The following is a 12,936-nucleotide window of genomic DNA, read 5'->3' as shown; positions in this document are numbered from 1 at the left end:
CCATCGACCAGCTATGCGAGTACGATGTGCTGTCGATTCGCATCGATCCAGTCCACCATCGGGGTGAGCTGGACACCACGTTTGGAAAGCGAATCGATATCGACGCGGTACCCGACCGCGTTGATCCATTCCTGTGCATTCACCCATCCGGGTGCGAGACCTTTTGCTCGGGCTTCATCCGGTGACACGTGCGAAACGTTGATCTGTGCGCCCAGAACGTTGCCGAGGCGATTCGCAACTTCAGACATCGTGAGTCTTTCCGACGCCAGCGGCACAGTCTCACCGTGCCAGCGTTGCGGATCGTTTAGCGCGCTGGCCGCGAGCGCGCCCACGTCGTCGGCGGCAATCCAGTCGAGTCGCGCGTCGGGTAGCAACGCGCTGAGCAGCAAGCTTTCGCGCAGGTGCGGAAACATCGCGCCCGCTTTCGGCTCAGCGAGGTTGTCCATCATGAATGCCGGTTGCAAGACCGTCCATGATTCGAAACCCGCGGCGCGAACGGCCTCTTCCACTTCCCATTTGTCCGTCCAGTATTTTCGGTTCCAACGTTTCTCGCTCCAGCCAGGAAACGTCTCATGATTGCCGGCCTGCGCCACGGACGTGTGAACGAACTGCGGGACCTCCGCGTTGCGCGCTGCGTTGACGAGCGCAAAACCCTGGCGGCGTTCCCTGTCGCTGCGATCAAAATCAGTCAGGAGAACGGAGAAGACGGAACCGACGCCCTCCATCGCTTTTGCGAGCAAGTCGCGGTCGTCCAGATCTCCCCGTAGCGCCTGCGCATCCATATCGACGAGTGCCCGCGCAGCCGGCGAGTCTGGATTGCGTGTCAGGAAGCGTACCTTGCGTCCTGCCGCAAGAAGATGGCGAGCCGCGGCGCCTCCTTGTGCGCCAGTGGCGCCGATGACGAGTACCGCGGCGGATGAATCGATCATGACTTGTCCTGAGGTCGAACGTTAGACGTTGGCCAGGCGTGTCACGCCTGGGCGGCTTGCGCGCGATGCCGCTAACCCTGTGACAGCCATTGCAGGCTCGCGGCCTGGTTGTTCACAAGCGTATCGTTCCGATATTAGCACGATGTTCATAAAACCGCGAGCAAAGGCTGCCCGTGATCGATGCTTCGGAATTGCCAGGCCAAAGGGCAAGGCGAATGGCGCGAGGCGCAAAGACGAAGCTTCGTCTTTGCGCCTGACACGACGATCAATGCTGCGGGCGCAGCGTTTGAACGAGGCCGCCTTCATGTGCAACGATCACCTCGGATCCCGGCTGATAAACCCCGGCAATTTCGTCTGCGCGCAGGCGGTTGCCCTGGAGGCCGCGCAGATAACTCGTGTCGTCGAGTCGCAACACATGTTCACCATGCACGTCGCGCACGACGATCTGGTCCGATGCGATCGACGTCAGCGTGCCCACATAGGGCAGCCGGGGCTCAAACGGGAAACTTCCGCCGTGCGGCAGGATGCGCGTGTCGAGTGACAGACGAAAACGGTCCGAATGATTGCTGAGACCAGAGTGCGGCGTGCGTCGGCTCATCAACAGGACGTCGCCCAAGCGGTAGTTCGTGCGGCGCCATGCGTCTTCTGGCACGCTCGCGAGATCGATGGGAACGATTTTGTCGCCGTCCTTCCTGTGCAGGCATGCAAGCTTATGCAATCCTTCCGCGACGGCCAGTCCGCCGACTTGCGCATCGATATCGCTGAGCGGAATCCAGCAGATAATGAAATCGAGGCGGTCGCTGTAGATCGCATCTTCATGAATGAAGTCGAACCGTGTGCGGCTTTTGTCGATAGCGGGCGGCGACGTGCGGTATTCGGTGAAAGGTACCCAATAAAGCGGTACGCCGAAGAGCCGCTGAAAGAATGCACGAACTGCGGGGTTTTCCATCACGGTGCGTGCCGCACGCTGCTCGTTCATCGCCTTCACGGGAAAAAAGCTGAAATTTTCGCGGTCTTTGCCAGTCCATCGCACGTCTCGGTCGTTGCGGTCCACGAAGCCGTTGCTGTCGAGGTGATCAACAAGCAGACCGCGCATGCGCTCCAGCGGCTCGTGGTCGAGAACGTCGCGAAAGAACAGGTAGCCGTCTTCGTTCCAGCGTTCTTGCAACTCGGCGTGATTGTCGAGAAGGTCATTGGAAACGTTGAATTCGCGCATCGTCGGCACGATATCCACGCCTGGTGTGCTCATAAATTGTCTCCTTTGGTCGCGGGGGCGCTCTGATGTCGGCTCACAGCAATCCGCGTTCTTCCGAAGTGCGGGTCGTGGTGTCGATGCCAAGTTCCCGCAGTGTCTCCAGAACGGCCGTGGTCGCGGAGGCGACGGCTGGGAACCCGGCATACGGAAGCGCCTGAATCAGCACCCCTTCGAGTTCGCGTGCGCTCAGACCGTTGCGCACGGCAATGCGGACGTGGTTCTTCAGTTCGAGCGTCTGCCGGCTCGCGATGAGAATGCCCAGCGTGACGAGGCTGCGCTGCTTGCGCTCGAGTTTGTCGTCGCCCCAGACATCCGCGAACGCGTAGTTGATGGCAAGGCGTGAAATGTCGGATCCGAAGCCGGTGGACTCGCTTGCGGCCCGTAAGCCGGCTGCCTTGTCTTCACCCATGATTTCGCCGAATACCTTTAAACCATAGGCAAGTTTTTCTTCGAGGCTCTTCACTTGTGTCTCCTGTTTAACCGCGGCGGCGCGGCTATTGATAGCGGATGCGACTCACCCGAGCCGCCTTGGTCATTGTTCGTATTGTGGAACGACATTCTAAAATGTATGTTGAACGGTGCTGGACGTCAAGATAGTGCGCACCCGATATGACCAGGGTTCGTCCGTAGTGCACCGCAACGGGACAAAGGCAATATGCTGGGGACACCCGATATCAAAGCCATATCACGTCATGGAATTGCGGCATCTCAGACACTTCGTTGCGGTCGCGGAGACCCAGCACTTTGGCCGTGCGGCTGCGCGCCTGGGCATGGCGCAGCCGCCGCTCAGCCAGTCGATCATGCGGCTGGAGGAGCAGCTCGGTATCAAGCTGCTCGAACGTACACCGCGAGGCGTTTCGCTCACAGCCGCCGGAGCCGCGTTGCTCGCGGAAGCGAAGCCGCTGATCGCGCAAGCGGAGTTGGCCGAACGGCGCGTGCGGCAAGCCGCCGACGAACTGGCGAGCCTGAGCGTAGCGTTCGTGCCGATGTGTGCGCTGCGAATCATGCCGCTAGCCATTCAGGGGCTTCGCAAGCAATGGCCGGGCGTTGACGTCCGGTTGATCGAGCGCGGCAGTGCTTTGACCGTCGCCAGCGTGAAAAACGGCAGCATCGACCTGGGCGTGGTAGTCACCAGCTCGGCGGACGTCTCCGGTTTGGAAAGCGTGGTCATCGAGCGTCTGCGTGTGGTGGCCGCGGTTCCGGCGAAGTGGCCCGTGGCGGCGCAGCCTTCAATTCGTATCGCGGATCTCGCGCGATACCCGCTCATCATGTTCCCTCAGCAGATGTCGCAGCCGCTGTTCGCTGCGTTCGAGACAGCGCGCCGCGAGGCGGGGCTGTCGCCGCGGGTGACCCAGCAAGCGCGCCATCCATACACGATGCTCAACCTCGTGTCTCATGAACTGGGCATCGGTCTGATGCTGGACTCGGCGCGATACCTGCCCGTGGAGGGTGTCGCCTTCGTCGACATCGAGGATGTTCCGGCTTCAGGCGAAACTGAGGTGTCGCTGGTGTGGGCCGATAGACCTCACAAGCCCTACCACCGTTCGATGCTCGACATCATGCGCGATATCGCGTCGCCGGCGGCGGGGTGATACGCGCAATCGCACTGCTCGACAGCTTCGTTCATGCTGCTCCTTTCGTCATCCGCTTCTCGTTCATCTTGACACGCCAAAGTGGTGTGTTTATCTTTGCGAATGACGTTCAGAAAATCACCCGCTCGCGCGGCGAGCCAAAGGAGGAGCAATGAGCACGAATGTGGCGAGTCTTTTCAATCTCGATCAGAAAGTGGCGGTGGTAACAGGGGCAGGCTCAGGCATCGGCCGCGAGACGGCTTTGCTGCTGGCGTCGGCCGGCGCGGCGGTGGTCGCGGCGGACCTGAATGAGGAAGCGGCGCAGCAGACGGCCAGCCAAATCGAAAGTGCGTCTGGCAAGGCTATCGCGATCAAAGTGGACATCAGCGATGAATCGTCGATTCTTGCGATGTACGAAACGGTGCAGGCCAAACTTGGGCGCCTCGACATTCTCGTGAACAACGCGGGCATCTATCCGAAGACGAAATTCGTCGAGACGTCGGTAGAAAAGTGGGACAAGGTGCTCGGCATCAACTTGCGCGGCACCTTCCTCTGCATGCGCGAAGCGATCAAGCGAATGCAAGGTGCCAAAAACGGCGGTTCCATTATCAATATTTCGTCGGTGGCTTCGCTGCAGCCGGTGATTTTCGACAACGGTGACTACGGCGCGTCGAAGGCGGGCGTCAACAACCTCACCAAGGTGGCAGCGCTCGAATTCGCAGCAGACGGAATTCGCGTGAACGCAGTGCTGCCCGGCGGCGTGGCAACCGAGGGCGCGGCCGCATCGACGAAGGTTCATCAGGCTCACGGGCCGATCACCCAACCTGGCCGCATGCCGCTGGGCCGCATCGGCGTTGCCTCCGATATCGCCAGGGCAGTGTTGTTTTTCGCGTCGCCGGCATCGGACTACGTCACCGGTCAGCTTCTCGCTGTCGACGGCGGCTTCCAGGTCTCCTGATCACTCGTCTGCGTGTCATTTTCGAATCGCTAAGCTGCGTCGAAAACGCGGCTTAGCGCTGCCATTCCCTTTCCCCGATTGATTGCCGACCCGTTCGCACACACGTCCATGTGTGCCGCGGGCGCTCGCGCATGCGCGTCGGTCTGTGCCTTGTCGGGTAGTGAAAACACCGACGCCATTAATTGAACGACTTGTTGCATAACCATATTCCATGGCCTAGGATGTCCATCAAGAGGCGCCACGCAAGCGCCCGAGAGCATAAGCCTGATCGGAGACATGCGATGTACTTTCTCGACAGCGATTTACGTGGTCCTCTTGCAGACTATACGTACGACTATCGTCGCCAGCGCGCTGAAAAGGGCGCTCCGTCGTCGGACGAATCGGCTCGCGCAAAACAATCGAATTGGGCGGCGCGCGTGTTGGGCGCGGTGGCGCCTCGTGCTCTGGGCAAGCTGCGGACGGAGGGCCGGGCGCGATGAAAACGCTGACTCGCGAGAGCGCTCGGGAAGCGCGTAGAGTATGGCTCCCACTCATTCTCCTGTCGATTTCGGCGGCGGCAGTCTGGCTGCTGCAACGCGATCTGCGCATGGAAGAGCTAGGCCGGTCCGCACTCTTCGACGTCGTGATGATGTTTGCCGTGCTCGGGGCGACGGCATTGGCGGGCATCGTCGGATGTGCGATTGCGAGCCGTGCGCGAGCGCAGGAAGCCGATTTGTCGACAGGCGAGGGTTGTTGCTTCATTGGCGCCGTGATCGGTGCGGTCGTCTTTTTTGTCGCCATGACTATCTAACGGTAGAAGCCATGAATGAAGAACTGAGCGCGCGCGTCGAAGCACTGTTGGATAAGCAGGACATACTCGAATGCGTACACCGCTATTGCCGCGGGGTCGATCGCATGGACCGGAAGTTGACGCTGTCGGCGTACCATCCGGACGCAATCGACGACCACGGCGCATTCGTCGGGGATGCAGAGGAATTCGTCGACTGGGCCTTTGCGTATCATACCGAGCATCAGTTGTCGCACCACCATATGGTGTTCAATCACAGCGTCGAATTGCAGGGCGACGAGGCGCACGGGGAGACGTACTGGCTTTTCTTCGGAGAAAATCGCGTCAAGCCAGACACGCTAGCGGTGGGGCGCTATATCGACCGCTTCGAAAAGCGTGATGGCGTGTGGGCGATTGCCGCCCGTGTCTGCATCTCCGAAGCGATCAACGAACTGACCCCTGCGGAAGTGCCTACTGCGTGGCGAGAAATCCTGATGGGCAATGGCGTCAGTGCACGAAATCGTGAAGACGTCTCTTACGAACGGCCTTTAAAGACGCGCCAACCCAGCGAGGTTTAAGGCCAGACGCAAGCCGGCAACGACGCTTGCCACGGATACCAGCATCGATTTGCCATGAAAGCCAACGTCGGCAGCAAGCCGACGTTGGCATTCAGCTATTGGGTAATGGAGCAATCGTGCTGTGACCGACAATCGACAGAAACTCGCGGCGGGTGGAAGGATCGTCACGGAATGCGCCCAGCATTCGGCTCGTCACCAGCGATGCGCCGGGCTTGTGCACGCCTCGCGTACTCATGCACTGATGCGCAGCTTCGAGAATGACAGCGACTCCCTTCGGCTGCAGCACGGTGTTCAGCGCATCGGCGATCTGAACGGTCATCTTCTCCTGAATCTGTAGGCGCTTGGCATAGACATCGACGAGGCGGGCGAGTTTGGAGATGCCGACCACGCGATGCTCGGGCAAGTAGGCAACGTGCGCACGTCCGATGATAGGCACCATATGGTGTTCGCAGTAGCTCTCGAAACGGATGTCCTTTAGCACCACCATCTCGTCGTAGCCATCCACTTCGGAAAACGTGGTGGCGAGAATCTGCATCGGATCGGAGTCATAGCCCGAGAAGAACTCGCGGTATGCGCGCGCGACGCGTGCAGGTGTTTGAATGAGACCTTCCCTTTCGGGATCGTCACCGGCCCATCGGATCAGCGTGCGCACGGCTTGTTCCGCCTCGTCCGGCGTGGGGCGAATCGACACTTCCTCAGCGCCAATCTGATTGTCTCGCTTGTTCATCAACTCTCCTGATCATTCATGCCTCGTGCAATCGCATCGGCGTCCGCGAGTGCGGCACACGAGTGTCGGCGATGTGGAGGAAGTGTATATAATTGCACAGTGTTCGTAAATACAAACTACCGGCGCATCTTACACGCGGCGTTCGACCCATTGCCGGTCGAAAGATCAGGTTGCACTTACACAGGGATCAGCACATGAAAACGCGCATTACAGAGCTGCTTGGGATTCGATACCCCATTGTTCAAGGGGGCATGATGTGGGTGGGTCGCGCTGAACTTGCCGCCGCCGTCTCGAACGCCGGTGCGCTCGGCACCATCACTGCTCTGACGCAGCCCACGCCCGAGGCGCTGCGCAACGAGATCGCTCGGGTTCGCTCAATGACGGATCAGCCGTTCGCCGTCAACCTGACCATTCTGCCGACCATCAAGCCAGTGCCGTACGACGAGTACGTGCAAGCGGTCGTGGAGAACGGTGTGAAGATCGTCGAGACGGCGGGACGCAATCCCGAGCCATATATGCCCGCATTCAAGGCTGCGGGAATCAAGGTCATCCACAAGTGCACGTCGGTGCGTCACGCGCTGAAAGCGGAGGCGTTGGGCTGCGACGCCGTGAGCGTGGACGGATTCGAGTGCGCCGGACATCCGGGCGAGGACGACGTGCCCAATCTGATCCTGTTGCCGGCCGCGGCCGCGAAACTGCATATTCCGATGCTTGCGTCAGGCGGCATTGCCGATGCGCGCGGCATGGTCGCCGCGCTCGCGCTCGGCGCGGACGGGATCAATATGGGTACGCGCTTCATGGCAACGCGGGAGGCACCGATTCACGAGAACGTCAAGCGCAGGCTCGTAGAGCATGACGAGCGCAATACGGCGTTGATCTTCCGCACGCTGAAGAACACGTCGCGTATCTTCAGGAATTCGGTAGCGGAGCAGGTGTTGGAACTCGAGCAAAAAGAGGGTGTGACGTTTGCGGATCTCAAGCCGCTGGTGAGCGGTGAGCGCGGTAAGCGAGTGTACGAGACGGGTGACACCGAAGACGGCACGTTTCCGGCTGGCCTCGCAATCGGGCTTATCGAGGATATTCCCACCTGCGCGGAACTCGTGAGTCGGATGGTCGGCGAGGCGCGCGCACTCATTCATGGCCGGCTGGCCGCGCTTGTAGAAGAGAGCTGAGTCCGCAACAAGACGGCCGTCGAACAAGGCCGCCCGCGCCCCCGGTTTTAGCGGGCGTGGCAGCCGATGCATGCATGACGATCGCAATCAGGCCTGCGAAGTCGGACGACCTTGTTCGTCGAGTCGTTCGAGATGCGCCAGCAGCGACCGGGATGCCGCTGGCCAGAGCCTTTCGGGAACATCGGTATAAGCAAGACGCAGCCAGTCGTCGATCGAACCGGTCGGCAGTGTCAGCAAATCGCCACCGAGCAATTCCGGTGTCGTGTTTAACAATGAGAATGGCGTTCAGAAATTGGCACAATTTTTGTTTTCTGTCCACGTTGTTGTGCGATGCGCAAGGCTGCGATCGTGCCGGACATTGCGCGCGTCATTCGCGCCAGATTGCGTGTGTGCTATCAGGCCTTCCTTGTGGGTGACAACGGATAGACGTGGCTGGGATTTCGCGTTATTCTGGTTCAGAAATATGATCGACGTTCAATTATTGGTTGAACTTGGCCCGCAACATTTCCAGGTATCGGAAGGCGATGCGAGCGCTCGCGGGACATGACTTGCCAGATAACAACAGGACGACTCAGATGGATGCAGGTACGGCTTCGCACGACGCCCTGATGGATGTGCCGTTTCGCCCGATTCGCGTCGGCAGCATGGATGCCATCGTCGAGCGAAGGCCAGACGGAAGCGTTGTGTATGAACTGAAGGAACCGCTCCAGGCGTATCCGATCCGCTTGACGGAGCGGCTCGAACACTGGGCGAGCGTCACGCCCGAGCGCGCGTTGCTCGCGCGGCGGACGTCGGACGGCAAGTCATGGGAGTCTCTGACCTACCGCCAGGCGTTCGACGGTGCGCGTGCGCTGGGGCAGGCGCTGCTCGATCGAGGATTGTCGCCGTCTCGTCCGTTGATGATTCTTTCCGATCGAAGCTTTGAACACGCGCTCTTCGCGCTCGCCGCATTGCACGTCGGGATTCCCTATATCCCGGTGACACCCGCGTATTCGCTGTTATCGCAGGACTTTTCGAAGCTCAGGCAACTCGCGGCGGTATGCACGCCCGGCCTCGTCTTCGCGGAGGACGGCGCGCAGTATGGCCGTGCATTGCGTGAGGTGTTCGGCGACGTGGAATGTGTCGTCGTCGGTCCGTTGCCGGAGGGTCGTGGCGGTTCGCGCGTCGCGCAGTGGCTGAAGACGCCGGTTACAGCCGACGTCGACAAGGCGTTCAAGGCAGTCGGCCCGGATACGGTGGGCAAGATCATGTTTACTTCGGGAACGACAGGCGCACCGAAAGGCGTGATCTACCCGCAGCGCATGTTGTGCAGCAATCGACAGCAAGTCGCCCAGGTGTTCGCGTTTCTTCAGGACGGGCCATCGGATCTCGTCGACTGGCTGCCTTGGCATCACACTTTTGGCGGCACGCATAACTTCGGCATGGTGCTGTACGGCGGGGGGACTTACTACCTGGACCCAGGCAAGCCAACGCCGGAGGAAATTGGCCCGACGGTGCAGGCATTGCGTGAAATCGCGCCGGCGGTCTACCTCAATACGCCGCAAGGGTTGGCTTCGCTCATTCCGCATCTGCAGGCGGACAAGGCACTGCGCGAGAAATTCTTTAGCAAACTCGCGCTCATCTACTACGGCGGCGCAAGTCTGCCGAAATACATCTGGGCTCAACTCGACGAGCTCGCGGTGCGTACCATCGGCCAGCGTGTGCTCATCATGTCGGGCATCGGCAGCACGGAAGCAGGCCCAACGCCGCTATCGGCGGCCTGGGATCCGCGACGGGAAGCGATTGCGGGGTTGCCCGTGCCCGGCGTCAAAGTGAAGGTGGCGCCGGTCGGCGCGAAGCTGGAAATCCGTTTCCTCGGCGACTGTGTGACGCCCGGCTATTGGAAAGATCCCGAGCGCACCGCCGCCGCGTTCGACGAGGAAGGCTATTTCCGCTCCGGTGACGCAGCAACGTTCATCGACCCGCAGCGCCTCGAACTGGGACTGCGCTTCGACGGACGCATTGCGGAAAATTTCAAGCTGTCCTCGGGCACCTGGGTCAACGTCGCCGAGTTGCGACTGTACGCGCTGAACGTGTTGGGCCCGTATGCGCGGGATATCGTGATTGCCGGGCACGACCGCGACTACCTGAGCGCGCTCGTCTTCCCTGACGTCGAAGCGTGCCGTGCGCTTTGCGACGACCTTCACGATCCGACGCCGGGCGTCGACCAGATCATTAACAGCCGCGGCGTGCGCGCGTTCTTCCAGACCGGACTCGACCAGCTCGCCGCGCGTCCTGGCGGCAGCTCGACGCGCATTGCGCGCATCGTGCTCGAAAGCGAGCAGCCGACGCTCGATAACGGCGAATTGAGTGCAAAGAGCGCAATCAGCCAACGCAATGTGCTCGAGCGACGGCGCGGTGTCGTGGACGAGCTTTATTGCGTGCCGCCCACGCCGCGCACATTGGTCGGCAACGCTGGCGCAGCAGCGGGCGCAGATCGAGGCGCGCGCCGCGGTTCAACGTACTGAAAACGCTGGAAGCTAAACCATGGATTTTCGCGTAGATCCCGCGGACATCGCGTTCCGCAAAGAAGTTCGTGCGTTCCTCAACGAGCATTTGCCGGCCGACCTGGCCTTTCGCGGGCAGCAGGGCTTTCTGGCAGGTGACGACGATTCACAGCGCTGGACGCGCATCTTGCACGAAACGCACGGCTGGTCGGTGCCGCATTGGCCGGTTGCTGACGGCGGCACGGGGTGGACCGCGATGCAGCGTTACATCTTCGAGGAAGAATGCTATCTGGCAGGCGCACCGATACAGAATCAGGCGGGCGTGTCGCTCGTCGGACCCGTGATTTGCGAGTTTGGCAACGAAGAGCAGAAGCGGCGCTTTCTTCCTCCTATTCAGCGTGGTGAAGTGTTCTGGGTACAGGGTTTTTCAGAGCCGGGCTCGGGTTCCGATCTTGCATCGCTACGTACGACGGCGGTTCGCGATGGAGACCACTACATCGTCAATGGACAGAAGATCTGGACCAGCTTCGGCGCCTACGGTCAATGGAATTTCGTGCTGGTCCGCACGGATAGCGAAGCGAAGCCACAAAAGGGCATTTCCTTCCTGCTGCTCGACATGTCGTCGCCGGGCGTTACCGTGCGGCCGATCGCGTCGCTCGATGGCTGCCATCATCTGGCGGAAGTCTTCTACGACAACGTGCGTGTGCCCGCTGAAAACCTTATCGGCGAGGTCAACAAGGGGTGGGGATACACCAAGTTTCTGCTGTTTAACGAGCGGGCGTTTCTTGGCGCTGAAGCGCCTTCCCTCAAGCGCTATCTGCGCAAGATCCGGCACTACGCCTCGCGCGAACGGATGGCCGGCAAGCCATTGATCCAGGATCCGACGTTTGCGGCACGTTTGGCGCAGCACGAATTGGAGGTTCGCGCGATCGACATGGCGGTGCAGAAAATCCTGCATCAAGGGATCGACGAGCGCAGTGGCGGTATGGCGATCGGATCCATGCTCAAAGTACGCGGATCTGAACTCCATCAGAAGCTCACGGAGATGCTGCTGGAGGTGATCGGCGATTACGGCGCCGTGTTCTATCCCGATCCGAATGAAGAGCGAGAGCTGCGCGAAGCCCGGTTCATCGGACCTGAATACGCGCCAGGCCTGGCGGCAGAGGTCTTCTATCGACGGGCTTGCTCGATCTATGGCGGGACGGCCGAAATTCAGCGAAACATCATCGCCAAAGCACTGTTCGATCTTTGACGCCGTATCGAGTCACGACGGTCTTCGATCCCCGAGACGTGGGATCGCATCAATTGCCGGCATAAAGAGGGTGCAGCATGGACTTCGAGTTGAGCGACGAACAGCGAATGTTGCAGGAAAGCGCGCAACGTTTCTTGCAAAAGAGTTATACGTTCGAACATCGCCGCAATCTTGCTTCGCAAGGAGGCGGATTTTCGCGCGAGACGTGGCATACGTTCGGCGAAATGGGTTGGCTCGGTGTCGCGGTGCCGGATGAATTGGGCGGGCTCGGTTTCTCGTCAGTCGAAAGCGCCATCGTGGCCGAGCAGATCGGGCGCGCGCTGGTGCTGGAACCATACGTGATGTGTGGTGTGTTTCCTGCGTCGCTTGTCACGCGCTGCGGGCGAGACGGGCAGCGCGAGGCGATACTTGGCGAGATCGTTTCGGGCGAGACTGTCTATGCGGTCGCACAAAGTGAACGTGAAGCGCGGGGTCAGGTGCATTACGTGACGGCCGCCGCGAAGAAGACAGAGGACGGGTCTTGGCGGCTGGACGGCTATAAGACGCTCGTGGTTGGAGCGCCCGTTGCAGACCGTCTGCTCGTCGTCGCTCGCGCGGCGGGTGCAGCCGATGCCACGGACGGCATCGGGGTTTTCGTCGTCGATCCGAAGCAGGCAGGCGTGACGCTGAAGACTTGCGCGCTGCTCGACGGCACGCCATCTGCCGACTTGCTGCTCGATGGTGTGATCGTCGCGGAATCGAATGTTCTGGGTGAGGCTGGGCGAGCGTTCGAAGGACTGCAGGCCGCCGTTGACGAAGCGGTCGTTGCGATCTGTGCCGAACTGGTGGGCGATATGGAAGACGCTATCGAGCTCGCGGCGGAGTACTTGAAAACGCGCAAGCAGTTCGGGGTGGCGATTGGCAGCTTCCAGGCGCTGCAACACCGGATGGCCGACATGGCGATCGAAGCGATGCAGGCGCGCGCAACACTGCACCGTGCGTTGCTCTCTATCAGCGAGGACAGGGAGAACCGGAGCGTCGAAATCTCGGGCTGCAAGGCACAGACCACTCGTGGCGCGAAGTTCGTCACGCAACAGGGTATCCAGTTGCACGGTGGCTACGGCATCACGGATGAATACAAGGTGGGCCATCACTATCGCCGTCATCTGGTGCTCGACGCATTGTTCGGCAACACGGACTACCACCTGAATCGCTACGCACGCCAGATTCAGCACGAGGCATTGGTCGCGGCGGCGTGAACCC

General features: G+C 60.5%; 13 protein-coding genes. 8 read left to right on the top strand and 5 right to left on the bottom strand.

Features of this window, described 5'->3' with window-relative positions:
• Positions 1-11: 11 nt before the first annotated feature.
• The 3 genes from OKW27_RS19420 to OKW27_RS19410 all read right to left on the bottom strand — a co-directional run bounded on the left by OKW27_RS19420 (position 12) and on the right by OKW27_RS19410 (position 2,647).
• Positions 12-929: an NmrA family NAD(P)-binding protein gene (locus tag OKW27_RS19420; RefSeq protein ID WP_429334472.1), complete on the bottom strand. Its 918-nt coding sequence runs from the start codon at positions 927-929 to the stop codon at positions 12-14.
• 265 nt (positions 930-1,194) lie between these two features.
• Entirely contained in the window at positions 1,195-2,163 is a 969-nt protein-coding gene (locus tag OKW27_RS19415) for a phytanoyl-CoA dioxygenase family protein (protein WP_429334471.1), read from the bottom strand.
• A 55-nt stretch (positions 2,164-2,218) separates the two neighbouring features.
• A complete protein-coding gene (locus OKW27_RS19410; RefSeq protein ID WP_008917662.1) occupies positions 2,219-2,647 on the bottom strand; it encodes a carboxymuconolactone decarboxylase family protein in 429 nt (142 codons plus the stop codon).
• A gap of 229 nt (positions 2,648-2,876) precedes the next feature.
• Here OKW27_RS19410 and OKW27_RS19405 point away from each other — a divergent pair, with 229 nt between their 5' ends.
• The 4 genes from OKW27_RS19405 (at position 2,877) to OKW27_RS19390 (ending at position 6,057) form a co-directional block, all read left to right on the top strand.
• A complete protein-coding gene (locus OKW27_RS19405; protein WP_090808726.1) occupies positions 2,877-3,776 on the top strand; it encodes a LysR family transcriptional regulator in 900 nt (299 codons plus the stop codon).
• A gap of 151 nt (positions 3,777-3,927) precedes the next feature.
• Positions 3,928-4,713 carry an SDR family NAD(P)-dependent oxidoreductase gene (locus OKW27_RS19400; protein WP_090808728.1) on the top strand — a complete coding sequence of 262 codons (786 nt, stop codon included), beginning with the start codon at positions 3,928-3,930 and terminating at the stop codon, positions 4,711-4,713.
• Positions 4,714-5,188: 475 nt separating this feature from the next.
• Positions 5,189-5,503 carry a hypothetical protein gene (locus OKW27_RS19395; RefSeq protein WP_184032186.1) on the top strand — a complete coding sequence of 105 codons (315 nt, stop codon included), beginning with the start codon at positions 5,189-5,191 and terminating at the stop codon, positions 5,501-5,503.
• 11 nt (positions 5,504-5,514) lie between these two features.
• Positions 5,515-6,057, top strand: coding sequence for a nuclear transport factor 2 family protein (locus OKW27_RS19390; RefSeq protein ID WP_184032187.1), 543 nt, complete (start codon positions 5,515-5,517; stop codon positions 6,055-6,057).
• Positions 6,058-6,148: 91 nt separating this feature from the next.
• On the opposite strand, the gene folE is transcribed toward OKW27_RS19390, so the two are convergent.
• Complete coding sequence (gene folE, locus OKW27_RS19385; RefSeq protein WP_187611726.1) at positions 6,149-6,784, bottom strand: GTP cyclohydrolase I FolE; 636 nt, start codon at positions 6,782-6,784, stop codon at positions 6,149-6,151.
• A 194-nt stretch (positions 6,785-6,978) separates the two neighbouring features.
• Between folE and OKW27_RS19380 the strand changes: the two genes are divergently transcribed.
• Positions 6,979-7,956 (top strand): NAD(P)H-dependent flavin oxidoreductase, encoded by a 978-nt coding sequence (locus OKW27_RS19380; RefSeq protein WP_429334470.1) that lies wholly within the window; start codon positions 6,979-6,981, stop codon positions 7,954-7,956.
• An 87-nt stretch (positions 7,957-8,043) separates the two neighbouring features.
• Here the strand turns inward: OKW27_RS19380 and OKW27_RS19375 are convergent, their stop codons facing one another.
• Positions 8,044-8,208, bottom strand: coding sequence for a hypothetical protein (locus OKW27_RS19375; protein ID WP_429334469.1), 165 nt, complete (start codon positions 8,206-8,208; stop codon positions 8,044-8,046).
• Between the two features lie 323 nt (positions 8,209-8,531).
• Between OKW27_RS19375 and OKW27_RS19370 the strand changes: the two genes are divergently transcribed.
• The 3 genes from OKW27_RS19370 to OKW27_RS19360 all read left to right on the top strand — a co-directional run bounded on the left by OKW27_RS19370 (position 8,532) and on the right by OKW27_RS19360 (position 12,932).
• Positions 8,532-10,463, top strand: coding sequence for an AMP-binding protein (locus tag OKW27_RS19370; protein ID WP_429334468.1), 1,932 nt, complete (start codon positions 8,532-8,534; stop codon positions 10,461-10,463).
• Positions 10,464-10,482: 19 nt separating this feature from the next.
• Positions 10,483-11,694: an acyl-CoA dehydrogenase family protein gene (locus OKW27_RS19365; RefSeq protein WP_429334467.1), complete on the top strand. Its 1,212-nt coding sequence runs from the start codon at positions 10,483-10,485 to the stop codon at positions 11,692-11,694.
• Positions 11,695-11,771: 77 nt separating this feature from the next.
• Positions 11,772-12,932 carry an acyl-CoA dehydrogenase family protein gene (locus tag OKW27_RS19360; protein ID WP_429334466.1) on the top strand — a complete coding sequence of 387 codons (1,161 nt, stop codon included), beginning with the start codon at positions 11,772-11,774 and terminating at the stop codon, positions 12,930-12,932.
• Positions 12,933-12,936 lie beyond the last annotated feature (4 nt).

The organism is Paraburkholderia sp. 35.1, from assembly GCF_050436525.1.
GTDB classification, from domain to species: Bacteria; Pseudomonadota; Gammaproteobacteria; order Burkholderiales; family Burkholderiaceae; genus Paraburkholderia; species Paraburkholderia tuberum.
This window is presented reverse-complemented; position numbering and strand designations above follow the sequence as displayed.